Below are 24,219 nucleotides of genomic sequence, written 5' to 3'. Positions count from 1 at the left end.
GGCTACTCCGCCGCGACGCCTTTCACCTCGAGATAGCTCTCCATCGAATCGTCCAGCGCCTGCAGCCAAGGCGTATGGTGGAGCGGCGCCATGGTGCCGGTCATCAGCGAGCGGTAGGCGTGGTCGCGGAAGCTCATAATGTCCTCCGCCTTGTGGTGCTCCCACTCCATGAAGGTCTGGTTGACCGCCTCGACGTCGAAGCCGGGATAGTCGGTCTGGTCCATCAATTCCCTGGTGTAGTCGCCCTGGAACCAGATCATCTGCTCGGCGTCTTCCAGCGTCTCCTCGCGCGCCCGCCACTTCGCGCCGTGCGCGGCCATCGCCTCGGCCGACGGCAATTTGATGCGGCCCATTATGACGTCGCGCGCGAACCAGGCCTGCGCGTCGAACATGTTGAAGGTGTAGAACTGATCCTGCATGCCGATAAAGGACAGCTTCGGGTTCTTCTCCCAGACGACACCCTCATAAAGCCCGTCCGGCCACATCCGGTTGGCGGTCTTGAGCTTCAGATCCTCGGTGAGGAAGGGGAAGGAATGCAGGTAGCCGGTGCACAGGATGATGGCGTCGACATCTTTGGTGGTGCCGTCCTTGAAATGCGCGGTCTTGCCGACGACCTTCTGCAGCAGCGGCACCTCTTTCCAGTTCTCCGGCCATTTGAAGCCCATCGGCTTCGAGCGGTAGCTGGAGGTGATCGATTTGGCGCCGTATTTGTAGCATTGCGAACCGATGTCCTCGGCCGAATAGGAGCGGCCGATGATCAGGATATCCTTGCCCTTGAATTCCATGGCGTCGCGGAAATCATGGCTGTGCAGGATGCGGCCGTTGAAGGTCGAGAAGCCTTCGAAATAGGGCACGTTGGGCACCGAGAAATGCCCGGAGGCGACGACGACATCGTCGAATTCTTCCGAATAGGTGACGTCGTTGGTGCGGTCATGCGCGGTGACGGTGAATTTCTTCGTCGCCTCGGAGAAGGTCACCATGCGCACCGGGCTGTTGAAGCGCACCCATTTGCGCACGCCGGATTTTTGAACGCGGCCCTTGATGTAGTCCCACAGCACGGCGCGCGGCGGATAGGAGCCGATCGGCCGGCCGAAATGCTCCTCGAAGGTGTAGTCGGCGAATTCCAGGCACTCCTTCGGTCCGTTCGACCAAAGGTAGCGGTACATCGAGCCGTGCACCGGGTCGCCATGCTCGTCGAGGCCGGTGCGCCAGGTGTAGTTCCACAGGCCGCCCCAGTCGGACTGCTTTTCGAAGCAGACGATCTCGGGAATGTCGGCACCCTTGTCGGCGGCCGACTTGAAGGCCCTGAGCTGTGCCAGCCCGGACGGCCCGGCTCCGATAACGGCAACGCGACTTTTCATTGCAGGCCTCCCGGTCTGATTTCGACTTTTGTCTTGACGCAACTCCGGACCGAAAACCGTTTCACGCTTTTCCTGGAATTGCTCTTACGAAACAAATTTCACTCACAGGACAGTAATTGGCCCTTTCGTGCTGTCAACAGCCTCGTGCCGAAACAGCGTTTCGCCAAGGTGGATTTCCTGCAAAAAACGGACACGGCCAAACGCCGGATCATGGCCATGCGCCTTCAGGCGACTTGCCGTCGCGGTTGCGCTCATGTATCGGCACCTGACATGTTCACCTAGAGTGAAATAAATCCGCAGAGTCGGGGGGCGACATGGCGAAAAAGAGTTCCGATCCCAAGCCTGGTACCGGCCCTGCCGGTGCAAAAGCCAAGCCGCTGCCCAAGGTTTCGTCGGACGGGAAAACCATCCGGGCGCCGCTGACGCAGAACCCGCATGCCATTCGCGACACAAGGGAAAAAGTGCTGGAGGTCGCGATCGGCCGCGAGGTGCGGGCGTTCCGCAAGAAGCTCGGCATCACCGTCGCCGATCTGGCGGTCGCCACCGACATTTCGCTGGGCATGCTGTCGAAGATCGAGAACGGCATCACCTCGCCGTCGCTGACCACCTTGCAGGCGCTGTCGCGGGCGCTGGGCGTTCCAGTCACCGCCTTCTTCCGCCGCTTCGAGGAGGAACGCAGCGCCGTCTTCGTCAAGGCGGGCGAAGGGCTGGATGTCGAGCGTCGCGGCACGCGCGCCGGCCACCAGTACAATCTGCTCGGCCATATCGGCTCCAACACCAGCGGCGTCGTCGTCGAGCCCTACCTGATCACGTTGACCGAGGATTCCGACGTGTTTCCGACCTTCCAGCATGAAGGCATGGAGTTCCTCTACATGCTCGAAGGCGAGGTCGTTTACCGGCACGGCAGCAACCTCTATCCGATGAAGCCCGGCGACAGCCTGTTCTTCGATGCCGATGCGCCGCACGGTCCCGAACAGCTGACACGGCTGCCGATGCGCTACCTCTCGATCATCTGCTATCCGCAGAACAGCGCGGGTTAATCCGGCCCAAAGCCCGGTGAAGTCGGGCTGCCATCGTCGAGCTTCGACAGCCATTCGACCAATGTCGGGCGGTAGCGCGTCAAGCCTTTGTAATTCGCGAGTTCGTCCGGAAGGTCGCGGATGACGCGGTGCAGGCGCCGTGCCCATTTCGGCTGCGTCACCAACTCGTCCATCTTGATCAGGTAGCAGCGGATCGGAAAGACGATGCCGTTCGAGCGCGGCAACCGCCAGAAGCTCTGCAACTCGACACGCAGATGCACCTTGTCGCCGACATTCTCCGGCGTCACCGTGGTGCGGTCCGGGCCCCATTTGTGATAATTCTCCGGGCTCGTATCGAGCCGCGGATTGATGGTCATCGTCCAGTTCAGGCGCCGTGCCGGCTTGCCTTGCTGGATGTTGGTGAGGAATTTCAGCGCACGGATGAAAATCCCTTTTTCATGCGCCAGCGGCACCGGCGCATGCCACTCGAAGAAGTTCATGCCGATGTCGAAATCGAGCGACCAGTCGGCCTGAGTGGTGACCATGCCGGCATCCATCCACAGATTGCCGTCGCGCTGGTCGAGGATGCAGAAATCGCCCTGGCTCTGCCGCGTGATGTATTCCATCGGCCCGTAAGGCAGCGTCGAGGTGTCGCCGAAAGTAAAAGTGTCGTCGATGCCGAGCGGCCGGTTGATCCAGCGCCAGCGATCGCCGTCGCGGGTCAGCGTGAAATGCTCGGGATAACCCAGCGCCTGCTGTTCCATCAGGAGTTCCAGCAGGTCCCAGCCGGCCAATGTCATGTGCGGCAGCGACTGGCAGCGCAGCGGATCCTCGGCCAGCACCAGCGCGCGGTCCTGCATCTCGGCGAGATAGTGCTCGTCGACGTCGATCAGGTTTTCCAGCACGCTGCCCTTCGGCCCGACGACATGCGGCTCGATGTTGACCGCATACATATAGGCGTCTTCGTGGAACGGAAACGGGAACCGCCGGATGTGCTCCGGGCTGTTCTTGAAGGTGAAGTCGTCGCGGAACGTTTCCTTGCGAAAGGTAATGCCCATCCTCGCCTCCTATCTTTCCAGCACCAGCGACCGGCCCTCGAAGCGCGACACGCACGGCATGATCTTGCAGCCCGAGCGGTGGTCTTCCTCGCTCAGCCAGTGGTCGTTGTGGATGAACTTGCCGTCATACGAGATGACATTGGTTTCGCACTGGCCGCAGACGCCGCCACGGCAGAGATAGGGCGGATCGACGCCGGCCGCCTCGATCGCCTCGAGCAGGCTTTGCTGTTCATCGACCCTGATCGCCTTGCCGCTGACGGCAAGCGTCACGTCGAACGGCAGCCCGGGCTGGGGTGCCGCGAAATGCTCGAAATGCACGGTCTCGGACGGCCAGCCCAGAGTGGCGGCGCGGTCACGCACCCAGTTGATCATGCCGGCCGGACCGCAGACATAGAGATGTGTGCCGAGCGGCTGTGAGGACAACAGCCGGTCGAGCTCGATGCGCTCGTCAAGGTCGTCGTGATAGAGCCTGACGCGGCGGTCGTAGCGCTCGCGCAGCACATCGGCATAGGTGCCGAGCGAGGCGGTGCGGCAGGTGTAGTGCAGTTCGAAATTGCCGCCTTCGGCCGCCAGCTGAGCGGTCTGCGCCATGAACGGCGTGATGCCGATGCCGCCCGCCAGCATCAGGTGCTTTCTGGCGCGCAGATCGAGCGAGAACAAATTGACGGGGTAGCTGACCACCATCTCATGGCCAGGCCTGACATTCCTGTGCATGAACAGCGAGCCACCACGGCCGACATCGTCGCGGCGCACGCTGATCGTGTATTCGCGTGTGTCGAGCGGCGAGCCCATCAGCGAATAGGGATTGAGCCTAGTGCGCTCGCCGTCGCGCATCTCGACCACGACATGGGCGCCGCCGGAAAAGGTCGGCAACAGCTGCCCGTCGCGCCGGCGGAAATGAAAGCGGGTGACCAGATCGTTGACCGGGACGACATCGCTGACCACGACATCGAGTTTTGTTGTTCCGGTGCTCATCGGAATATCTCCTCCATCGGAGGAATCTCCGTGCGATCCTCGGCGTTGATGCAGACGCCCTGGAATGCCGCGATGCGCCTGGAATAGTGATCGCGCACCAGAAGCAGCAGGCCGCAATGCGCGCATGTCGCCGGCTGCGTCGTCACGTTCTCGGTGATGCCCTTGCAGTGGACGCACTGCATGCGCCGCGCCAGCGAGCCGCGATGCTCGGTCTGGATCGAGGTGTGGTCGATGCCGGCTTCAAGTGCCGCCTGCATGGCCTGGCCGATCAGGCCTTCGGTGCCGGAGAGATAGAGGCGCAGGCCCATATGCGCATTGGCCAGCGTCTGCCTGAGCCGCGGCAGCAGGCTGGCAAAGGATGGCGCTTCATGAACCGTTGCCGGCTTCAGCGCTTCGAGCGCGGCGATATGCCTGCCGTCACGGCCGGGAATGAAGACGATTTCGGCCCCGTCGAAAAACCCGGCCGGAACTCTCTCGGCCATCTCCGTTATCGCCAGCGCGCCCTCCGCATCCGCCACGAAAAGATGGTGCTTGCCGGGCTGTGGAGACAGGGTTCCGTAGACGGGCCGGCTGATGATGCTTTTGGCTGCCATTTAAGTCTTCGTGCCTCGAACCCCTCGCTGTTGATTATGCCTCAACCTTTCGCCGTGCGCTTGGTCTTCTTGGGATCGTCGAACGGAAGCGGCTGCGCCGTCGCCTTGATGGCACCGCTCTTGTTGCGGATTTCGAGCTTGGTGTCCTTGACCGCGCAGTCGACGTCGAGCCGGGCGATGCCCATCGATTTCTTGACCAGCGGCGAATACATGGCGCAGGTCACCACGCCGACCTTCTTGCCGTCACGATAGACCGGCGCGCCCTCGTCGGCCGGCTCCTTGCCGTCGAGCAGCACGCCAAAGATCTTGAAGCGCTCCTTGCCCTTGAGGCGGTAGTGCTCCTCGGCGCCGCGAAAGCCGGTCTTGCCGGGACTGACCGTGAAGTCGAGGCCAAGCTCCCACAACGTGTCGCCGGGGCCTTCATTGTCGAACGGGTATTTCTGCGAATTGTCGTAGGGGTAGAACAGCAGGTAGCTTTCGACGCGCAGCATGTCGAGCGTGGTGAAGCGGCACGGAATGATGCCGGCGCTCTTGCCCTCGTCTAGGATCCTATCCCAGATCGTGCCGGCATCCTGGCCACGGCAGAAGATCTCGTAGCCGCGCTCGCCGGTGTAGCCAGTGCGCGAAATCATGACGGGTAAGCCGAACAGCTGCGTCTGCATATGGTGAAAATAGTTGAGATCGCGGATGCCAGGCACATGCTTGGCCAGATAGTCGACTGATGTCGGGCCCTGCAGCGACAGGTCGTGCAGATTGTCGTCGAAGCGCAATGAGACATCGCGCCCGACGGACGCGCGCTGCAACTCCTCATGGCCGGTGCCCGAGCCATGCACGACCATCCAGGCGTTCGGCCCGGTGCGGTAGAGGATGCAGTCGTCGGTGAATTTTCCGGCCTCGTTCAGCATGCAGGCATAGGCCGACTTGCCGGGATAGATCTTCTCGACGTCGCGCGTCGTCGCCAGATCGATCAGATGCGAGGCGTGCGGCCCGGTGATATGGACCTTCTTGAGGCCGGAAACATCCATCAGCCCGGCCTTGGTGCGGATGGCGATGTACTCTTCGTCGGCATCCTTGTCGTAGGTCCAGGCGGTTCCCATGCCGCTCCAGTCTTCGAGCTTCGAACCAAGCGCGCGATGGCGATCCGCCAGGGTCGAAAATCTCCAGGATGCCGTCATCCGCTCGTCCTCCGTTTCGAAAAATCTTTTTGCTGTTGCCTGCCCCCTGCGCAGCGGCGGGAGCTTTGGCCGAATATTGACCGCAAACATTCGAGCGCCGCAATACCCATAAGCAATTAATTTCATTGTGAGGCAAAATCCGTTGCGTCAAGCAAACGGTTAACCCAACGTAAAATCGGCTTGACAATTGCGGAATTCAGACGGAATTTATGAAAAAAATTTCACTCTCTTGAAAGAGAGCGGCGCACGGTGGATTCGGAACCGGGCGTCGGAAAAGGGGAAAGCCGATGTCAGACATGCAACAGCGCATCGAAGCGCTGTACCGTTCCGACTTGCGCGGATCCGCGCTTCTGATCGTCTGCCTGTGGGCGACGATCCTCTTCGTCCTCATCATGACGTGGCCGTACATCCCGAACATGGGGATCAAGGTGGTCGTCGCCGCCGCGGCCGCCGCCGTGCTGATCTTCAACACCGCGGCGATCCTGGCGATGGTCAATCACTACAAGGAAGACAAGGACTTCATCTACGGGCTCGACATCAAGAACGCCGACGCGTTCCGCAACCGCAAATCCTGAGGGGTAGAAGAGATGTCGCGCTACACGCCGCCGGAACAAAGCAAGGCCGGGCAGATTTTCGATATCGTCGTCGTCGTGGTCGCCATTTTCGTGGCGCTGTGGCTGCCGCTCAAGATGGGCCTCGCCGGTGCTGCGAAATCCATCGACGCGCTCGACGCCAAGACATGGGAAGCGCTCGGACAAAACCCGACCATGGCCTCGATCTGGGAAAAGCTCGGCTACACGCCCGAGACCGCGCACGACATCATCCAGAACCGCTTCCACTATGTCATCGACTGGCCGACGCTGATCATCATGGCCGCGGTGCTGATCGGTTATTTCGTCTTCCTGTTCCGCGCCTCCGACCGCGAATATCGCGACGTCATCAACGAAAAGTTCGACGACAAGTAAACCCGAGGACTCACCTTCATGTGGATCGCACTCTCTTATGCGTCGTGGGGCATCTCGATCGTGCTCGCCCTGTGGATGCTCTACGACTGGTTCAAGGTCGACACGACCTTCTCCGAAGAGGTGCTGACCTCGTCGCGCGAAGGCGAGCTTGAAGCCGTTTCCGAAAAACACCGGATCTGAGTGGGGATTGAACAATGACGGTCACGCTTGAACCGGCAGTCCACGGGGACAGGGTTTCCCTGCTCCGCGTGCTTGGCCCGGCCCATGTCTGGGCGCTCGGTGTCGGCATCGTGCTTGTCGGCGAGTTTACCGGCTGGAACTTCTCAGCCGACAAGGGCGGCGCACTCGCCGCACTGGTGGTCTGCTGGGTCGTCGGCCTGCTCTACACCTCCGTCGCGATGATCGATTCCGAGGTGACATCCACCGTCGCCGCCGCCGGCGGCCAGTACGCGCAGGCAAAGCACATTGTCGGGCCGCTGATGGCCTTCAACGTCGCACTGTTCCTGGTGTTTGCCTATACGATGCTCGAAGTGTCCGACGCGATCCTGCTCGGCCAAACAATCGTCGCCAAGGCCGGCATCGAAGGGATGAGCTACAACTCCTTCATCGCCGCCACCATCGTGGTGCTGGCATGGCTGAACTATCGCGGCGTGCTGATGACGCTCAATGTCAACTTCGTCATCACCGCAATCGCCTACATCTCGATCGTCATCCTGTTCTTTTCGGTCAGCCCGTGGACGCAAGGAGCCGTGCTGAAGCTCAATGAACTGGTCACGCCCGCCAACGCCCTGCCCTACGGCTGGATCGGCGTCATCGCCGCCTTCCAGTTCGGCATCTGGTATTATCTCGGCATCGAGGGCACCACGCAGGCCGCCGAGGAAGTGCGTTCGCCTGCGCGCTCGCTGCCTTACGGCACGATGGCCGGCATGATCACGCTTTTGATCGCTGCCGCCATGACCTGGTATGTCTGCGCCTCGCTGATGCCCTGGGAGTATCTTGGCATCACCCCGTATCCACTTTGGGATGCGGGCAAGCTGACCGGCAGCCCGCTGCTCGAGAACCTGCTGTTCATCGCGACGCTGCTTGCCGCACTGGCCTCCGCAAATGGTTGCATCAACGACGCGGCGCGTGCCTGGTTCTCGCTCGGCCGCGACCGCTATCTGCCGACCTGGTTCTCGGCCGTGCATCCGAAATATCGCACGCCCTATCGGTCGATCCTGTTCCTGTTGCCGATCGCGCTGGCCTTCGCCTTCATCGCCGACCTCAACCAGGCGATCACCTTCTCGATCCTGTCGGGCGTGCTGCAATACACGTTCATGAGCATCAACATCGTCATGTTCAGGAAGAAATGGCCGCTCGGCTCGATCCGCCGCGGCTACACGCATCCGTTCCATCCGCTGCCGGCCATCGTGCTGTTCTGCCTGTGCGTGGTGACCTTCTTCGCCATCTTCCTCGGCTTCGGCTCGCAGCTGATCGCCATGGTCGCCTTCTATTTCCTGATCTCGCTATGGTTCCATTTCTACCGCTACAAATTCGTGCGGCGCGGCGATCAGTTCACCATGCCGTGGCCGAAGCCGCAGGGCTATTGATGGGAGTAGGCCCGTCCGAATCCCGGACGGGCCTGGCATGACAAAATGTCCGAGGTGACGTCAGCACTGCTTGCCGGGGCAATTGTCCTGGCCCTCGTCCTTCATCTTGCCTGGCTGGCGCGCGCCAGCCGCAACAGGGCGTCAGTGGCGCTCGCCATCGACCATGCCAGCATTTGTACCGTCATTGCCGACGCAGCTGATGTTTCGGACGGTACCGCCGGTGTCATCACCTGGGAAGGGTCCTGGAACGGCCGGCGCGTCCAGCTGCGCACCATCGTCGATACGCTGGCGACGAGAAAACTCCCGGCACGCTGGCTGAGCATCTCGATCACCGAGCCCGTGTCGGTGCCCGGCACCTTCGACATGATGATGCGGCCGGGCTCGCCGACGACCTTCTCCAATTTCGATCATCTCGACCATACGTTGCCGAAGGCTCCGGGATTTCCAGCCGAGGCAGCGCTGCGCACCGACCGCAGGGGCGCGCATTTTCCTCAAGGTATCATCGCCAGGCATATCGAGATCTTCTCCGAAGGGCGCGCCAAGGAACTGCTGATCACGCCCAAGGGGGTACGCATCGTCTGGCTGCTGGCCGAGGCCGAGCGGGCGCGCTACGGCGTCTTCCGGCAAGCCGAATTTGGCGATGCGACACTCGATCCAACGCTGATCGAGAGAGTGCTGGTGTCCATGTCGGCGCTGCGCGACGCCATCAACGAAAGCGAACGGCAAGCCGCATGACCAATTCCGCCACCGCCCCCACCCCTCCCAGCCCGTATCTGGTTCTCGTCGCGGCAATCGTGCTGCCGGCAAGCGGACACGTCATGCTCGGCGTGCCGGTGCGCGGCCTGCAGTTTCTTTTCTTCATGGTGATCCTGGCATGGGTCACCGCCAAGATCGCACCAGCGGACGCCAGCTTCGTCGGACGTCATGCCGGCGGCTTCCTGATCTACGCGCTGTCGATCCTCGACGCCTACAAGATCGCCCGCATCCGCACCGCCAAATGGGTTCACAATGCCGGGCGAGGCAACGATAGTGAACAGAGCGGCATTGAGCCGCATACGTAACTAGAGGAAAATTTTTTTCATGTGATTGAATTCGAGGGACTCATTCGATACATCATCTCAGAGCTGCAAACACCGGGAGGCTGACATGTGTGGAATTGTCGGACTGTTTTTGAAGGACAAGGCGCTCGAACCCCAGCTGGGCTCGATGCTGTCGCAGATGCTGATCTCGCTCAGCGATCGTGGTCCGGACAGCGCCGGCATCGCCATCTATGGCGCGCCATCCAGGAATGAGGCCAAGATCACCATCCAGTCGGCCAAGCCGGAACGCGATTTCCGCGGCCTCGAGGCAGAACTCGCCAAGGCCATCGCCACGCCAGTGACGATTGCCGTGAAATCCACCCATGCGGTGGTCAGGACCACGCCCGCCAAGATCGACGAGGCGCGCGAAGCCATCCAGGCGCTGCGCCCCGACATCCGCATCATGGGTGCCGGCGACGTGGTCGAAATCTACAAGGAAGTCGGCCTCCCTGAGGCGGTCGTCGACCGCTTCGATGTCCGCAGCATGACCGGCACGCATGGCATCGGCCATACCCGCATGGCGACGGAATCGGCGGTGACGACGATGGGCGCGCATCCGTTCTCGACCGGCGCCGACCAGTGCCTGGTGCACAATGGTTCGCTGTCCAACCACAACAATGTCCGGCGCGAACTGATCCGCGAGGGCATGACCTTCGAGACCGAAAACGACACCGAAGTGGCGGCCGCCTATCTCTCGTCGCAGATGGCGCATGGCAAGAATCTGGGCGAAGCGCTGGAAGGCACGCTCTCCGACCTCGACGGCTTCTTCACCTTCGTCGTCGGCACCAAGAACGGTTTTGGCGTCGTGCGCGACCCGATCGCCTGCAAGCCGGCCGTGATGGCCGAGACCGATCAGTACGTCGCCTTCGGCTCGGAGTACCGAGCGCTGACCAAACTGCCCGGCATAGACAATGCGAGGGTCTGGGAACCCGAGCCCGCAACCGTCTATTTCTGGGAGCATTGAGTTCATGCCGGCAACCAAGCTTTCAAAGACGGTGGCGCACGACCACGCCTCTCGGGTCTTCGACCTCGACCAGATGTCGCTGCGCGAACTCAACCAGGCGCTGCACAATCTGGCGCCCGGCTCGAATGAAACGGCATGGGAAGTGCTGAACCCGAAAGGCAACCATTCGGTCGCCGTCGGCGTCGACCAGCCTGTTACCATCGATGTGCGTGGCAGCGTCGGCTATTACTGCGGCGGCATGAATTCCGGCAGCGCCATCACTGTGCATGGCTCGGCCGGCCCCGGCGTAGGCGAAAACATGATGTCGGGTTCGATCACGGTCAAAGGCGATGCCAGCCAGTATGCCGGCGCCACCGGCAAGGGCGGACTGCTGGTCATCGAGGGTAATGCCTCGTCGCGTTGCGGCATTTCGATGAAGGGCATCGACATCGTCGTGCACGGCAATATCGGCCACATGTCGGCCTTCATGGCGCAGTCCGGCAATCTGGTGGTGCTGGGCGATGCCGGCGATGCGCTGGGCGATTCCATCTACGAAGCGCGGCTGTTCGTGCGCGGCAAGGTCGACAGCTTAGGTGCCGACTGCATCGCCAAGGAGATGCGGACCGAACATCTGGAGTTGCTGCAGGGCCTGCTCGACCGCGCCGGCGTCACCGGCGTCAAGGCGGCAGAGTTCAAGCGCTACGGCTCGGCGCGCACGCTCTACAATTTCAATATCGACAACGCCGACGCGTATTGAGGCAGCATGACCTACAGGAACCCGCCGACGACGCCGCGCAAATCCGCGACCTTCGACGACTACACGCTTTCTGAAATCCGCCGTGCCGCGGCGACCGGCATCTACGACATCCGTGGCGCCGGCGCCAAACGCAAGCTGCCGCATTTCGATGACCTGCTGTTCCTCGGCGCCTCGATCTCGCGCTATCCTCTCGAAGGCTATCGTGAGCGCTGCGACACCAGCGTCGTGCTGGGTTCGCGCCATGCCAAGAAGCCGATCGAGCTGAAGATCCCGATCACCATCGCAGGCATGAGCTTCGGCTCGCTGTCCGGCCCGGCCAAGGAAGCACTCGGGCGCGGAGCCACGCTGTCGGGCACCTCGACCACCACGGGCGATGGCGGCATGACCGAGGAAGAGCGTGGCCATTCGAAGACGCTGGTCTATCAATACCTGCCTTCGCGCTACGGCATGAACCTGCGCGACCTGCGCCGCGCCGATGCGATCGAGGTCGTCGTCGGCCAGGGCGCCAAGCCCGGCGGCGGCGGCATGCTGCTTGGCCAGAAGATTTCCGACCGCGTCGCCGAGATGCGCACGCTGCCGAAAGGCATCGACCAGCGCTCGGCCTCGCGCCATCCCGACTGGACCGGGCCCGACGATCTCGAGATCAAGATCCTCGAACTGCGCGAAATCACCGACTGGGAGAAGCCGATCTACGTCAAGGTCGGCGGCGCCCGGCCCTACTATGACACGGCCCTCGCCGTGAAGGCCGGCGCCGATGTCGTCGTTGTCGACGGCATGCAGGGCGGTACCGCCGCCACGCAGGAAGTGTTCATCGAAAATGTCGGCCAGCCGACGCTCGCCTGCATCAGGCCGGCGGTGCAGGCGCTGCAGGATCTCGGCATGCACCGCAAGGTGCAGCTGATCGTCTCCGGCGGCATCCGCAACGGCGCCGACGTCGCCAAGGCGCTGGCGCTCGGCGTCGATGCGGTCTCGATCGGCACGGCTGCGCTTGTCGCGCTCGGCGACAATGATCCGCGATGGGAGGCGGAATATAACGAGCTCGGCACCACCGCCGGCGCCTATGACGACTGGCACGAGGGCCGCGACCCGGCCGGCATCACCACGCAGGACCCGGAACTGATGAAGCGCGTCGACCCGGTCGCCGCCGGACGCCGGCTGGCGAACTATTTGAAGGTGATGACACTGGAAGCTCAGACCATCGCCCGCGCGTGCGGCAAGAACAGCCTGCACAATCTCGAACCCGAGGACCTCGTCGCGCTGACGATCGAGGCAGCCGCCATGGCCGGCGTGCCGCTGGCCGGCACCAACTGGATACCGGGGAAGAACGGCTTCTAATCAAGAAGGGCCGAAGCCCACCAACAATCGAAAAAAATGGGGAACTTCCGTGACAGCTGATCTTGCAGAATTCGCAAGGGCGAAAAACGTCAAATATTTCATGATTTCCTACACCGACCTGTTCGGTGGCCAGCGTGCCAAGCTGGTGCCGGCGCAGGCGATCGCCGACATGCAGAAGGACGGCGCCGGCTTTGCCGGGTTCGCCACCTGGCTCGATCTGACGCCGGCACATCCCGACATGCTGGCGGTGCCGGATCCGGATTCGGTGATCCAGCTGCCATGGAGGCCGGAAGTCGCCTGGGTCGCCGCCAACTGCATCATGGACGACAAGGAGGTCGACCAGGCGCCGCGCAACACGCTGAAGCGGCTGATCGCCGAAGCCGCCAGCGACGGCATGCACGTCAAGACCGGCGTCGAGGCCGAGTTCTTCCTGATCTCGCCGGACGGCAAGACGATCTCCGACGAATACGACACGGCGTCGAAGCCCTGCTACGACCAGCAAGCGGTGATGCGCCGCTATGATGTCATCGCCGAGATCTGCGACCATATGCTGGCGCTCGGCTGGGGCGCCTACCAGAACGACCACGAGGATGCCAACGGCCAGTTCGAGATGAACTGGGCCTTCGACGATGCGCTGGCGACCGCCGACAAGCACTCCTTCTTCAAGTTCATGGTCAAGTCGATCGCGGAAAAGCATGGTCTGCGCGCGACCTTCATGCCCAAACCCTTCCAGGGCCTGACCGGCAATGGCTGCCATGCCCATATCTCGGTGTGGGACAAGGCCGGCAAGACCAATGTCTTCGCCGACAATTCGATGGAGCTCGGCCTGTCGGCCAAGGGCAAGAATTTCCTTGGCGGCATCATGAAACATGCCTCGGCACTGGCGGCGATCACCAACCCGACGGTCAATTCCTACAAGCGCATCAACGCGCCGCGCACCATCTCGGGAGCCACCTGGGCGCCGAACACGGTGACCTGGACCGGCAACAACCGCACCCACATGGTGCGCGTGCCCGGGCCCGGCCGCTTCGAACTGCGGCTGCCCGACGGCGCGGCCAACCCTTACCTCCTGCAGGCGGTCATCATCGCCGCCGGCCTCGACGGCATTCGTTCGAAGGCCGATCCCGGCAAGCGCTACGACATCGACATGTACCAGCACGGCCACACGGTGAAGGGCGCGCCGAAGCTGCCGCTCAACCTGCTCGACGCCTTGCGCGAGTTCGACAAGGACAAATCGCTGAAGGCGGCGCTGGGTGAGGAATTCTCGTCGGCCTACCTAAAGCTGAAGCACCAGGAATGGAATTCCTATGCTTCGCACTTCACGCAATGGGAGCGCGACCACACGCTGGACATCTAGGGATATCCAGCAGCCTGCGTGGTGCGAGCGACCTCGGAATGAACTGATGAAATACTCGATCTTCTCGCTCGCCCGCGCCGCCCTTTCCGGCCACAAGAACTGGCAGCGCACCTGGCGCGATGCCACGCCGAAGGACCGCTATGACGTGGTGATCATCGGCGGTGGCGGCCATGGCCTGGCCACCGCCTGGTTCCTCGCCAGCGAGTACGGCATCAAGAATGTCGCCGTGCTCGAAAAAGGCTGGATCGGCTCCGGCAATGCCGGCCGCAACACCACCATCATCCGCTCCAATTACGGCCTGCCCGGCAACACCGGCTTCTACGAATTGTCGATGAAGCTGTGGGAGCGGATGGAGCAGGACCTCAACTACAACACGATGGTCAGCCAGCGCGGCGTCATCAACCTCTACCACTCCGACGCACAGCGCGACGCCTATGCGCGGCGCGGCAACACCATGCGCATCAACGGCATCGATGCCGAACTGCTCGACCTCGCCGCGGTCAAGAAGATGATACCGTTCCTAAACTTCGACAATGCGCGCTTTCCCGTGCAAGGCGGACTGCTGCAGCGGCGTGGCGGCACGGCGCGCCACGATGCCGTGGTCTGGGGCTACGCCCATGCGGCAACCGCGCTCGGCGTCGACATCATTCAGAACTGCGAGGTCACCGGTTTCACCCGCGACGCCAACGGCAAGGTGACCGGGGTCGAGACCTCGCGCGGCAAGATCGGCGCCGGCAAGGTCGGCATGGCGGTCGCTGGCAGCTCCTCGCGCGTCGCGGCGATGGCCGGCCTGCGCCTGCCGATCGAGAGCCATGTGCTGCAGGCCTTCGTCTCCGAGGCGATCAAGCCGCTGATCCCCGGTGTCATGACCTTCGGCGCCGGCCATTTCTACGTCAGCCAGTCGGACAAGGGCGGGCTGGTCTTCGGCGGCGACATCGACGGCTACAATTCCTACGCCCAGCGCGGCAACATGCCTGTGATGGAGGATGTCTGCGAGGGCGGCATGGCGCTGATGCCGATGATCGGCCGCGTGCGCCTGTTGCGCCAGTGGGGCGGCATCATGGACATGTCGATGGACGGCTCGCCGATCATCGACAAGACGCCGGTCGACGGGCTCTACCTCAACGCCGGCTGGTGTTATGGCGGCTTCAAGGCGACGCCGGCATCGGGCTTTGTCTTTGCCCATCTGCTGGCCCGCGACACGCCACATGAAGAAGCCGCACGGTTCCGCCTCGACCGCTTCCGGCGCGGTGCGATGATCGACGAAAAGGGCCAGGGCGCCCAACCGAACCTTCACTAAGGACGGTCAGGAAACCATGCGCATTGTCTGTCCCTTCTGCGGCGAACGCGAACTCGGCGAATTCGCCTATCTGGGCGATGCCAAGCCGGTGCGGCCCGTGGCCCGCGCTTCGGCGGACGACGTCTTCGACTATGTCTATCTGCGCGACAATGTCGCCGGCGAGACCAGCGAACATTGGTATCATGGCGGCGGCTGCCGGGCCTGGCTGAAGATTGGCCGCAACACGCTGACGCACGAGATTTCGTCGGTTCAGCCGGCGGCTGGCGCCGGTGCCGCGAAGGTTGGCGCGTGATGGCCGGCGTGCAGACAAACCGGCTGGATACAGGCGGCCTCATCGACCGCTCCGCGTCTCTCAACTTCCGCTTCGACGGCAAGACTTTCTCCGGCTTCCAGGGCGACACGCTGGCCTCCGCGCTGATCGCCAATGGCGTCAAGCTGGTTGGCCGCTCGTTCAAGTATCATCGCCCGCGCGGCATTCTCACCGCCGGTTCGGAAGAACCCAACGCGCTGGTTGAATTGCGCACCGGCCCAAGGCGCGAGCCGAACACCAAGGCGACGACGGCCGAACTCTATGAGGGGCTCGAGGCTGCCAGCCAGAACCGCTGGCCGTCGCTGCGCCACGATGTGATGTCGGTGAACCAGCTGTTCGCGCCGATCTTCGTCGCCGGTTTCTACTACAAGACCTTCATGTGGCCGGCCAAGTTCTGGGAAGCGATCTACGAACCGGCGATCCGCCGCGCCGCCGGCCTTGGCCGCGCGGCAGGCATTGCCGATCCCGACCACTACGACAAGGCGTGGGCGCATTGCGACGTGCTGATCGCCGGCTCCGGCCCAGCCGGACTGGCCGCGGCATTGGCTGCCGGACGCTCGGGGGCCCGTGTCATCCTGTGCGAGGAGGATTTTTCGCTGGGCGGCCGCTTGCTGTCTGACAGCGGCACGATCGACGGCGTGCCGGCAGCGGAATGGCTTTCGCGGACGCTGGCCGAACTCGAGGCAATGCCCGACGTCCGCATCATGACCCGCACGACGCTGTTCGGCGTCTATGACGGCGGCACCTACGGCGCGATCGAGCGGGTCAACGACCATCTGCCCTCGCCGCCGGAGCACCAGGTGCGCCAGCGGCTGTGGCGGATCGTGGCCAGGCGCTGCGTGGTCGCCGCCGGCGCCATCGAACGGCCGATCGTCTTTGCCGGCAACGACACGCCCGGTGTGATGATGGCGTCGGCGATGCGCACCTATGTCGCGCGCTATGCGGCGACACCGGCGAAACGCATGGCGCTGTTCACCAACAATGAGGATGGCTGGCGCACGGTCGAGACCGCACTCGGTGCCGGATTGCAGATAGCAGCGGTCATCGATGCGCGGCCGGATGTATCGCCTGCCCATCGCTCGCTCGCCTCCAAGGGTGGCTTCCCGGTGCTGCACGGCTCCGTCAGCGGCGTCGATGGCGGCAAGGATGGCGTCAGGAAAATCGCGGTCTCACTCACCGGTGGCGCGCGCGCCGAAGTCGAGGCCGACGGGCTTGCCGTTTCCGGCGGCTGGAACCCGGCCGTCGGGCTGACCTCCTACCACCGCGGCCGGCCGAAATGGCTAGATAACATCGCCGCCTTCGTGCCAGATGGCGCGCCTCCGGGCATGGTGGCCGCCGGCGCCGCCAACGGTGCCTTCGGGCTCGGTGCCTGCCTGGCTGAAGGCTTTGCCGCCGGTAGCGCAGCGGCGCACGACGCAGGGCGCAGCGGCAAGGCCGGCACGGCGCCTGTCGCCGATAGCGAAGCCTTCTCGCTCACACCGCTCTGGCATGTCGCCGGCAAGGGCAAGGCGTTTGTCGACTACCAGCACGATGTCACTGCCTCCGACATCGAACTGGCGCAGCGCGAAGGCTTTGAATCGGTCGAGCATCTGAAGCGCTACACGACGCTCGGCATGGCCACCGACCAGGGCAAGACCTCCAATGTCGCCGGTCTCGCCATCATGGCTGCGGTCAGCGGCCGCTCCATTCCAGAGACCGGCACGACGATCTACCGGCCGCCCTATGTGCCGGTCGCCATCGGCGCCTTCGCCGGCCATCACCGCGACGAGACATTCCACGCGACGCGGCTGACGCCCTCGCACCACTGGGCGGCCGAACAGGGCGCGATCTTCGTCGACACTGGCCTGTGGAAGCGGGCGCAATGGTATCCGCGCGCCGGCGAGAAGGACTGGCTGGAATCGGTGACCCGCGAGGTCAAGGCGGTGCGCGGCGGCGTCGGCTTCTGCGATGTCTCGACGCTCGGCAAGATCGATGTGCATGGCCCGGATGCCGGCGCCTTCCTCGACCGCGTCTACATCAACACCTTCTCCAATCTCGCCGTCGGCAAGGCCCGCTACGGGCTGATGCTGCGCGAGGACGGCATCGTCTATGACGACGGCACCACGTCACGGGTGGCCGAAGACCATTATTTCCTGACCACCACCACCGCCAAGGCCGGCTTGGTGATGCAGCATCTCGAATTCTGCCGGCAGGTGCTGTTTCCCGAACTCGACGTGCAGCTGACCTCGGTCTCCGACCAGTGGGCACAGTTCTCGATCGCCGGACCGAAGACACGCGACCTGCTCAAGGAGATCGTCGATCCGGCCGAGGACCTTTCCAATGAAGGTTTCCCGTTCATGGGCGCACGCGAAGTGGGGCTGCGAGGCGGCATCAAGGCGCGGCTGTTCCGCATCTCCTTCTCCGGCGAAATGGCATTCGAGATTTCGGTGCCGACGCGCTTTGGCGATGCCATGGCGCGCAATCTGATGCTGGCCGGTGCGCCATTCGGCGTCACGCCTTACGGCACCGAGGCGCTCGGTGTCATGCGCGTCGAAAAGGGCCATGTCGCCGGGCCGGAACTGAGCGGGACGACGACGGCCGCCGATCTTGGCCTCGGCAAGATGATGTCGACCAAGAAGGATTTCATCGGCCGCGTCATGGCCGGACGCGAGGCGCTGGTTGCTCCGGACCGCCAGGTCGTGGTCGGCATCAAGCCGACTGACAAGGCACGCCGCCTGCGCTCCGGTGCGCACATCATCCCGAAGGGCCAGACGCCTGGCCCGGGCAATGACCAGGGCTATGTCACCTCGGTCTGCTTCTCGCCAACGCTCGATCAATGGATCGGGCTCGGCCTGGTCGAACGCGGCCGCGACCGCATCGGCGAGATCGTTCATGCGCATGACCCGCTGCGCGGCGAGGACTATGACGTCGAGCTCTGCAATCCCGTCTTCTACGATCCAGATGGAGGGCGCCAGCGTGGCTGAGTTTTCCTGGTCTCCCCGCAGTCCGCTCGAGCATGCGCTTGTCACCGGCGCGCATGGCGCACGCGGCGTCGAGGCCGGCGTCTCGCTGACCGAGGTCCGCAATTTTGACCTCATTCAGGTGATGGCGCGGCGCGGCAAAGCGGCCGAACTGACCAACGCCGCCAAGGCCCGTTTCGGCGTTCCTGCCCCGGATGCGCCGAAGGCGGTGCAGAGCCAGGACGCCACGCTCATCTGGTCCGGGCCGGATCAGTTCTTCGTCCTGTCGATGGGCGGCACGCACTCGATGGACACGCTGGCGCCGGCATTGTCCGACGCCGCCTCGCTGTCGGACCAATCGCACGCACGCGCTCTGATCGGCATCTCCGGCGCCAAGGCCCGCACCATGCTGGCCAAGCTGTCGTCGATCGATCTGCACCCAGAGGCATTCCCGGTCGGCGCGGCTGCCGCGACCTCTATGGATCATACCAGCGTCACGCTCTGGCGCGGCGGTGATCGGCCGGATGGGCAAGCGGTGTTCAACCTGCTGGTGTTTGCGACCTTCGCCGAAAGCCTGTGGCACACGATGCTTGATGCGGCAGCTGAGTACGGCGTGACGATCGCGCATTCGGAGGAGTTGGCGTAGCGCTTGCACGCGCCCTTCCCTTCTCCCCCTGTGGGAGAAGGTGGCCTTGCGAAGCAAGGTCGGATGAGGGGTGCTCCAGCTTGGCAGCGACGGCACTCCGTCCAACACCCCTCAACCGTCTTGGCGCTACGCGCCAATCCAACTTCTCCCACAGGGGGAGAAGGAAGAAGGGCCACCTTCGCCTTGCCAAATCCGGCCTTGCTGCCTATTCTTGCTGCTAAAATAATTTCACGTACAGGCAAACTTGTTTCTCGAACCAATGTCTCGAAACGCAAGGCTGAGATGAGCCAGTCGCCCTACCCTGCCGTCGCCGCCGGACCGCCCCGGCCGAGCCTCATCCTGAGGCCCGGGCAGATCGCGCTGCCGCCCGGCATGGAGCGTTATACCATCCAGGGCAATGGCGCCGTCCTCATCGAAATCGAGGCTGGCGATACCCTGACCGTGCGCAATGTCGAGGGCGGCCAGGCCTGCGAGCTGCTGGCGTGGGACAAGACCGGCGCGACCGATCCCGGCATTTTCGGTGAAACATCAAACAGCAATGCCGCCGGCATCAAGGCATTGCTGGCCGAGGGCGATGACAGTCTCGCGTCCCTGCGGCGCGGGCTTGCGCGCCGGCAGGTGCAGCTTGATCAGGCGAAGGCGCTGCGCGTGTTCGGCGGCACCACGCCGGCCGGCACTGAGCAGGGTTTCACCGTCATCCGCGACGGCGCGATGGTCATCGCCGCGCCCGGCGGGCCGATGCTGGTCGATAGCCACGACACGGCGACGCCGCTCAGCGTCATCGTTCGGCGCGCCACCATCCGCGCGGCGGCGAAATCGCAATTGGCCGATCCGCTCGCCGATCCGGTGCTCGACCTGCGTGTCCATTCGGCGACGGCCGAATCCTACTTCGTCAAGGCCGGCGACTATCTGCAGATCATCGATGTCGACGGCCGCCAATGCACCGACTTCCAGTGCTTTTCGGCACGCAAGCTGGACAAGGGCCGCGACCATCCGCTCGACGTGACGACGACCCGTACGCTGATGGGTGCGAGCTATCCGATGCCCGGCCTGCACTCGAAATATTACGACCAGGACATGGTGCCGCTGGTCGAGGTGGTGCAGGACACCTGTGGCCGGCACGACGCCTTCGCGCTCGCCTGCGCCGCCAAATATTACGACGATATCGGCTATCCCGGCCACACCAACTGCTCGGAGAATTTCAACCGCGCGCTATCGGATAAGGGCGTCACGCCACGCGCCGGCTGGATGGCGATCAACTTCTTCTTCAACACCGCGATCGACGCGCATGGCGTCATGGTGTCCGACGAGCCATGGTCGCGGCCGGGCGACTATGTGCTGCTGCGGGCGCTGACCGATATCGTCGGCGTGTCCTCCGCTTGCCCCGACGACACCACGCCGGCCAATGGCTGGAACCTAACCGACATCCATGTGCGGACCTATTCCGGCCAGCACAAATTCTCGCGAGCGATCGCCAGACGCATGACGCCTGATTCGGAACCGAAAATGACCCGCGAGACAGCCTTTCATTCGAGCTTTGCCAAGCACACCCGCAACTTCGTCGAGTACCGGGGCTATTGGCTGGCCAATTCCTTCGCCAAGGAAGGTCCCATTGCCGAATACTGGGCCTGCCGGCAGGACGCCGTGATCATGGACCTGTCGCCGCTGCGCAAGTTCGAGGTCACCGGCCCGGATTCGGAAGCGCTGCTGCAATACACGCTGACCCGTGACGTCAAGAAGCTCGGCGTCGGCCAAGTCGTCTATTCCGCCATGTGCTACGAGCATGGCGGCATGATCGACGACGGCACGCTGCTGCGGCTCGGCAAGGATAATTTCCGCTGGGTCGGCGGGGACGATCTGTCCGGCGAATGGCTGCGCGAGACCGCCAAGAAGCTTGGCCTCAACGTGCTGGTGCGCTCTTCCACCGACCAGATGCACAATGTCGCCGTGCAGGGCCCGAAGAGCCGTGACATCCTGAAGGAGGTCATCTGGACCTCGCCATTGCAGCCGTCGATCGAGGAGCTGGAATGGTTCCGATTCGCCGTCGCCCGCATCGGCGGCGGCAACGGCAACCCGGTCGTCGTCTCGCGCACCGGCTATACCGGCGAGCTCGGCTACGAGATCTGGTGCCATCCGCGCGACGCCGAGAAAGTCTTCGACGCCATCTGGGAAGCTGGCCAGCCGCAAGGTCTGAAGCCGATGGGGCTGCAGGCGCTCGACATGGTGCGCATCGAGGCCGGGCTGATCTTCGCCGGCTATGAATTCTCCGACCAGACCGACCCGTTCGAGGCCGGCATCGGCTTTACCGTGCCGTTGAAGAGCAAGACCGACGACTTCATCGGCCGAGAGGCGCTGATCCGGCGCAAGGAAAACCCGCAGACAAAATTGGTCGGCCTCGATATCGATGCCAATGTTGATGTCGGCCATGGCGATTGCGTGCATGTCGGCCGCGCCCAGATCGGCGTGGTGACCTCAGGCATCCGCTCGCCGGGGCTCGGCAAGACCATCGCGCTGGCCAGGCTTGACGTCACCCATGCCGCCATCGGCACCGAGGTCGAGATCGGCAAGCTCGACGGCCATGCCAAGCGGCTGCCGGCGCGGGTCGTCGCCTTTGCCCACTACGATCCGCAGAAGACCAGACCGCGCTCCTGACCGCGCTTCTCACAAGACAGTGAGAGCCGTGCCGGCAGTCTGAACGATCGCCGTGGCCAGGCATTTCGATCGACAAGTGCCGGCAGTTATGCTATTGATTCAGGCATGGTGCTGATTTGCGCCGCGACCCGCCTCAGGCGGGTTTTTCGTTTCAGGCCCCTGGTCCTTCTTTCGAACAATCCCGCCCCGAACAGTGCGAAGCTGACATGTTTCGCAAGCGTGATGTGCACGGCGCGACAAAACGCTTGACGTGAAAGCGCGCCGGATCAATCTTCACTGTTAAGAAAAAAATGCGACTGAGTGGAAACACCGGCAGTTGCTCAACGCATGCGTCGATGATGAAGCCTCGCGCAGTCGCGGCCGTCACGAACGGGGAACATCAAAATGGGGAAGCCAAACACATGACCACGATAACGACTGTCTTGGAGCAGCCTGCGGAGGGCAAGCTGCACCGGAATATCGACTGGCGCGGCGCCTTCTGGGTGGCGAGCGGCGTGCCCGCCCTCGTCCTGTTTTCGATCGGCGGCATTGCCGGCACAACCGGAACGCTGGCCTTCGCGATCTGGATTTTCTCCATGATCATGGGCTTCCTGCAATCCTTCACCTATGCCGAGATCGCCGGCCTGTTCCCGAACAAGTCGGGCGGCGCCTCGATCTATGGCGCCACTGCCTGGCTGCGCTACTCCAAGTTCATTGCCCCGCTCTCGGTGTGGTGCAACTGGTTCGCCTGGTCGCCGGTGCTGTCGCTCGGCTGCTCGATCGCCGCCGCCTATATCCTCAACGCGCTGGCGCCGGTGCCGCTGTTCACCGACGCGTCGCCCGATGTCGTCGCCTATATCGCGGCGCATGCAGGAACGAGCGCCGCCGATGCGATCACGGCAGTGACCGCGGCCGCCACGCCGGCGATCCGCAACTGGACGCTGTTCAGCCACACGCTGGGTCCGGTTTCCTTCACGCTCAACGCGACCTTCTTCATCGGCGCGGTGCTGATGCTGATCATCTTCTCGATCCAGCATCGCGGCATTCTGGGCACCGCCAATGTGCAGAAATATATCGGCCTTCTGGTCATCATCCCGATGCTGATCGTCGGCGTGGTGCCAATCATCACCGGCCAGATCAACTGGGCGAATTTTTCGCCGCTGGTGCCGCTGGCCGCCGCCTATGCGCCCGAGCCCGGCGCCTGGAACATCGCCGGCTGGACGCTCGTGCTCGGTGGCATGTTCATCGCCGCCTGGTCGACCTACGGCTTCGAGACCGCCGTTTGCTACACCTCGGAGTTCAAGAACCCCGGCACCGACACGTTCAAGGCCATCTTCTACTCCGGCTTGCTGTGCATGCTGCTGTTCATCCTGGTGCCATTCACCTTCCAGGGCGTGCTCGGCCTGAACGGCATGCTGGCAACGCCGATCGTCGACGGCTCCGGCGTTGCCGACGCGCTGGCCGGCATGGTCGGCGGCGGAGCGCTGATCCACAGCCTGCTGGTGATGCTGATGATCCTGGCACTGGTGCTGTGCATCATGACCGCGATGGCAGGCTCTTCGCGCACGCTTTACCAGGGTTCCGTCGACGGCTGGTTGCCGCGCTATCTCAGCCATGTCAACGAGCATGGCGCGCCGACCCGCGCCATGTGGACCGACCTCGTCTTCAACCTGATCGTTCTGGCCATCGCATCGGCCGACGCGACGAGCTTCTTCTTCATCCTCGCCGTGTCGAACTGCGGCTACATCATCTTCAACTTCCTCAACCTCAACGCCGGCTGGATCCACCGCATCGACAACGGCCACATCGCGCGGCCGTGGAAGGCGCCGAGCTGGCTGCTCGGCGTCGGCGCCATCTTCGCCTATGTCAACGCGATCTTCATGGGCGCCGGCGCCAAGGTGTGGAACCCGATGGCACTGTGGGCCGGACTGATCACCGCCGCTCTGATCATCCCGGTGTTCTGCTATCGCCACTACATCCAGGACGGCGGCAAGTTCCCCGACCACATGCTGGCCGACCTCGGCATGAGTTCGTCCGATCTGGCGGTCAAGAAGGCGGGAATGCTGCCCTACCTGACGCTGGTCGCCGGCGTGGTGGTGATGCTGCTCGCCAACTGGTTCTTCGTTATCTGACCTCGGCTGGACCGGGCGTCCAAGGATGCCCGGTCCACATCCTCCCATCGATCTC

Annotated in this window: 22 protein-coding genes; 17 read left to right on the top strand and 5 right to left on the bottom strand. The window is 63.3% G+C overall.

The features are described 5' to 3' along the window. Nucleotides 1–2 precede the first annotated feature (2 nt). Complete coding sequence (locus ACFSOZ_RS34290; protein WP_379105548.1) at nucleotides 3–1,361, bottom strand: NAD(P)-binding domain-containing protein; 1,359 nt, start codon at nucleotides 1,359–1,361, stop codon at nucleotides 3–5. A 314-nt stretch (nucleotides 1,362–1,675) separates the two neighbouring features. Here ACFSOZ_RS34290 and ACFSOZ_RS34285 point away from each other — a divergent pair, with 314 nt between their 5' ends. Further along, nucleotides 1,676–2,401, top strand: coding sequence for a helix-turn-helix domain-containing protein (locus ACFSOZ_RS34285; protein WP_379105546.1), 726 nt, complete (start codon nucleotides 1,676–1,678; stop codon nucleotides 2,399–2,401). On the opposite strand, the gene ACFSOZ_RS34280 is transcribed toward ACFSOZ_RS34285, so the two are convergent. From ACFSOZ_RS34280 to ACFSOZ_RS34265, 4 genes are read right to left on the bottom strand one after another with little or no spacing between them, the layout of a single operon-like run. Then, nucleotides 2,398–3,438: a heme-dependent oxidative N-demethylase family protein gene (locus tag ACFSOZ_RS34280; protein ID WP_379105544.1), complete on the bottom strand. Its 1,041-nt coding sequence runs from the start codon at nucleotides 3,436–3,438 to the stop codon at nucleotides 2,398–2,400. The two genes, ACFSOZ_RS34285 and ACFSOZ_RS34280, sit on opposite strands and share 4 nt — an antisense overlap. A gap of 9 nt (nucleotides 3,439–3,447) precedes the next feature. Beyond that, entirely contained in the window at nucleotides 3,448–4,413 is a 966-nt protein-coding gene (locus ACFSOZ_RS34275) for a PDR/VanB family oxidoreductase (RefSeq protein WP_379105542.1), read from the bottom strand. Beyond that, on the bottom strand, nucleotides 4,410–5,006 hold the full coding sequence (locus tag ACFSOZ_RS34270; protein WP_379105540.1) for a dimethylamine monooxygenase subunit DmmA family protein: 597 nt from the start codon (nucleotides 5,004–5,006) through the stop codon (nucleotides 4,410–4,412). The genes ACFSOZ_RS34275 and ACFSOZ_RS34270 overlap by 4 nt, the downstream gene beginning before the upstream one ends. Before the next feature lie 41 nt (nucleotides 5,007–5,047). Beyond that, nucleotides 5,048–6,181 (bottom strand): aminomethyl transferase family protein, encoded by a 1,134-nt coding sequence (locus ACFSOZ_RS34265; RefSeq protein ID WP_379105539.1) that lies wholly within the window; start codon nucleotides 6,179–6,181, stop codon nucleotides 5,048–5,050. Nucleotides 6,182–6,468: 287 nt separating this feature from the next. Between ACFSOZ_RS34265 and ACFSOZ_RS34260 the strand changes: the two genes are divergently transcribed. From ACFSOZ_RS34260 to ACFSOZ_RS34185, 16 genes are all read left to right on the top strand, one after another. Next, nucleotides 6,469–6,756 (top strand): hypothetical protein, encoded by a 288-nt coding sequence (locus ACFSOZ_RS34260; protein WP_379105538.1) that lies wholly within the window; start codon nucleotides 6,469–6,471, stop codon nucleotides 6,754–6,756. Between the two features lie 12 nt (nucleotides 6,757–6,768). Further along, a complete protein-coding gene (locus ACFSOZ_RS34255; protein ID WP_111546925.1) occupies nucleotides 6,769–7,146 on the top strand; it encodes a hypothetical protein in 378 nt (125 codons plus the stop codon). Nucleotides 7,147–7,164: 18 nt separating this feature from the next. After that, entirely contained in the window at nucleotides 7,165–7,326 is a 162-nt protein-coding gene (locus tag ACFSOZ_RS34250; protein WP_379105536.1) for a hypothetical protein, read from the top strand. 14 nt (nucleotides 7,327–7,340) lie between these two features. Continuing rightward, a complete protein-coding gene (locus tag ACFSOZ_RS34245) occupies nucleotides 7,341–8,735 on the top strand; it encodes an APC family permease (protein ID WP_379105534.1) in 1,395 nt (464 codons plus the stop codon). 45 nt (nucleotides 8,736–8,780) lie between these two features. Then, entirely contained in the window at nucleotides 8,781–9,470 is a 690-nt protein-coding gene (locus ACFSOZ_RS34240; RefSeq protein WP_379105533.1) for a hypothetical protein, read from the top strand. Then, nucleotides 9,467–9,796, top strand: coding sequence for a hypothetical protein (locus ACFSOZ_RS34235; RefSeq protein WP_379105531.1), 330 nt, complete (start codon nucleotides 9,467–9,469; stop codon nucleotides 9,794–9,796). Before ACFSOZ_RS34240 ends, ACFSOZ_RS34235 begins: the two co-directional genes overlap by 4 nt. An 85-nt stretch (nucleotides 9,797–9,881) precedes the next feature. After that, nucleotides 9,882–10,778, top strand: coding sequence for a class II glutamine amidotransferase (locus ACFSOZ_RS34230; RefSeq protein WP_379105529.1), 897 nt, complete (start codon nucleotides 9,882–9,884; stop codon nucleotides 10,776–10,778). 4 nt (nucleotides 10,779–10,782) lie between these two features. Beyond that, nucleotides 10,783–11,514, top strand: coding sequence for a GltB/FmdC/FwdC-like GXGXG domain-containing protein (locus ACFSOZ_RS34225; protein WP_379105527.1), 732 nt, complete (start codon nucleotides 10,783–10,785; stop codon nucleotides 11,512–11,514). Between the two features lie 6 nt (nucleotides 11,515–11,520). Continuing rightward, complete coding sequence (locus ACFSOZ_RS34220) at nucleotides 11,521–12,849, top strand: FMN-binding glutamate synthase family protein (RefSeq protein WP_111546931.1); 1,329 nt, start codon at nucleotides 11,521–11,523, stop codon at nucleotides 12,847–12,849. 49 nt (nucleotides 12,850–12,898) lie between these two features. Continuing rightward, nucleotides 12,899–14,206 carry a type III glutamate--ammonia ligase gene (gene glnT / locus ACFSOZ_RS34215; protein WP_379105525.1) on the top strand — a complete coding sequence of 436 codons (1,308 nt, stop codon included), beginning with the start codon at nucleotides 12,899–12,901 and terminating at the stop codon, nucleotides 14,204–14,206. 46 nt (nucleotides 14,207–14,252) lie between these two features. Next, nucleotides 14,253–15,506 (top strand): sarcosine oxidase subunit beta family protein, encoded by a 1,254-nt coding sequence (locus ACFSOZ_RS34210; protein WP_379105523.1) that lies wholly within the window; start codon nucleotides 14,253–14,255, stop codon nucleotides 15,504–15,506. Nucleotides 15,507–15,522: 16 nt separating this feature from the next. Next, nucleotides 15,523–15,798 carry a sarcosine oxidase subunit delta gene (locus ACFSOZ_RS34205; RefSeq protein WP_379105522.1) on the top strand — a complete coding sequence of 92 codons (276 nt, stop codon included), beginning with the start codon at nucleotides 15,523–15,525 and terminating at the stop codon, nucleotides 15,796–15,798. Continuing rightward, on the top strand, nucleotides 15,798–18,779 hold the full coding sequence (locus ACFSOZ_RS34200; RefSeq protein ID WP_379105520.1) for a sarcosine oxidase subunit alpha: 2,982 nt from the start codon (nucleotides 15,798–15,800) through the stop codon (nucleotides 18,777–18,779). The genes ACFSOZ_RS34205 and ACFSOZ_RS34200 overlap by 1 nt, the downstream gene beginning before the upstream one ends. Next, a complete protein-coding gene (locus ACFSOZ_RS34195; protein ID WP_379105518.1) occupies nucleotides 18,772–19,401 on the top strand; it encodes a sarcosine oxidase subunit gamma in 630 nt (209 codons plus the stop codon). The genes ACFSOZ_RS34200 and ACFSOZ_RS34195 overlap by 8 nt, the downstream gene beginning before the upstream one ends. A gap of 282 nt (nucleotides 19,402–19,683) precedes the next feature. Continuing rightward, the gene (locus ACFSOZ_RS34190; protein ID WP_379105516.1) at nucleotides 19,684–22,053 is read left to right on the top strand and encodes a DUF1989 domain-containing protein; all 2,370 of its coding nucleotides are present in this window, start codon (nucleotides 19,684–19,686) and stop codon (nucleotides 22,051–22,053) included. A 401-nt stretch (nucleotides 22,054–22,454) separates the two neighbouring features. Next, complete coding sequence (locus ACFSOZ_RS34185; RefSeq protein WP_379105514.1) at nucleotides 22,455–24,164, top strand: APC family permease; 1,710 nt, start codon at nucleotides 22,455–22,457, stop codon at nucleotides 24,162–24,164. Nucleotides 24,165–24,219: the final 55 nt, after the last annotated feature.

It is taken from the genome of Mesorhizobium newzealandense, from assembly GCF_042682145.1.
Classification (GTDB): Bacteria; Pseudomonadota; Alphaproteobacteria; order Rhizobiales; family Rhizobiaceae; genus Mesorhizobium; species Mesorhizobium newzealandense.
Note: the sequence above shows the minus strand (reverse complement) of the source record. Positions and strands in the feature narration are given on the sequence as shown.

Excerpts from the sequence above, each read along its gene's own strand:
- ACFSOZ_RS34290 (WP_379105548.1), bottom strand. The coding sequence starts at position 1,361 with ATGAAAAGTCGCGTTGCCGTTATCGGAGCCGGGCCGTCCGGGCTGGCA.
- ACFSOZ_RS34285 (WP_379105546.1), top strand. The coding sequence starts at position 1,676 with ATGGCGAAAAAGAGTTCCGATCCCAAGCCTGGTACCGGCCCTGCCGGT.
- ACFSOZ_RS34280 (WP_379105544.1), bottom strand. The coding sequence starts at position 3,438 with ATGGGCATTACCTTTCGCAAGGAAACGTTCCGCGACGACTTCACCTTC.
- ACFSOZ_RS34275 (WP_379105542.1), bottom strand. The coding sequence starts at position 4,413 with ATGAGCACCGGAACAACAAAACTCGATGTCGTGGTCAGCGATGTCGTC.
- ACFSOZ_RS34270 (WP_379105540.1), bottom strand. The coding sequence starts at position 5,006 with ATGGCAGCCAAAAGCATCATCAGCCGGCCCGTCTACGGAACCCTGTCT.
- ACFSOZ_RS34265 (WP_379105539.1), bottom strand. The coding sequence starts at position 6,181 with ATGACGGCATCCTGGAGATTTTCGACCCTGGCGGATCGCCATCGCGCG.
- ACFSOZ_RS34260 (WP_379105538.1), top strand. The coding sequence starts at position 6,469 with ATGTCAGACATGCAACAGCGCATCGAAGCGCTGTACCGTTCCGACTTG.
- ACFSOZ_RS34255 (WP_111546925.1), top strand. The coding sequence starts at position 6,769 with ATGTCGCGCTACACGCCGCCGGAACAAAGCAAGGCCGGGCAGATTTTC.
- ACFSOZ_RS34250 (WP_379105536.1), top strand. The coding sequence starts at position 7,165 with ATGTGGATCGCACTCTCTTATGCGTCGTGGGGCATCTCGATCGTGCTC.
- ACFSOZ_RS34245 (WP_379105534.1), top strand. The coding sequence starts at position 7,341 with ATGACGGTCACGCTTGAACCGGCAGTCCACGGGGACAGGGTTTCCCTG.
- ACFSOZ_RS34240 (WP_379105533.1), top strand. The coding sequence starts at position 8,781 with ATGTCCGAGGTGACGTCAGCACTGCTTGCCGGGGCAATTGTCCTGGCC.
- ACFSOZ_RS34235 (WP_379105531.1), top strand. The coding sequence starts at position 9,467 with ATGACCAATTCCGCCACCGCCCCCACCCCTCCCAGCCCGTATCTGGTT.
- ACFSOZ_RS34230 (WP_379105529.1), top strand. The coding sequence starts at position 9,882 with ATGTGTGGAATTGTCGGACTGTTTTTGAAGGACAAGGCGCTCGAACCC.
- ACFSOZ_RS34225 (WP_379105527.1), top strand. The coding sequence starts at position 10,783 with ATGCCGGCAACCAAGCTTTCAAAGACGGTGGCGCACGACCACGCCTCT.
- ACFSOZ_RS34220 (WP_111546931.1), top strand. The coding sequence starts at position 11,521 with ATGACCTACAGGAACCCGCCGACGACGCCGCGCAAATCCGCGACCTTC.
- ACFSOZ_RS34210 (WP_379105523.1), top strand. The coding sequence starts at position 14,253 with ATGAAATACTCGATCTTCTCGCTCGCCCGCGCCGCCCTTTCCGGCCAC.
- ACFSOZ_RS34205 (WP_379105522.1), top strand. The coding sequence starts at position 15,523 with ATGCGCATTGTCTGTCCCTTCTGCGGCGAACGCGAACTCGGCGAATTC.
- ACFSOZ_RS34200 (WP_379105520.1), top strand. The coding sequence starts at position 15,798 with ATGGCCGGCGTGCAGACAAACCGGCTGGATACAGGCGGCCTCATCGAC.
- ACFSOZ_RS34190 (WP_379105516.1), top strand. The coding sequence starts at position 19,684 with ATGAGCCAGTCGCCCTACCCTGCCGTCGCCGCCGGACCGCCCCGGCCG.
- ACFSOZ_RS34185 (WP_379105514.1), top strand. The coding sequence starts at position 22,455 with ATGACCACGATAACGACTGTCTTGGAGCAGCCTGCGGAGGGCAAGCTG.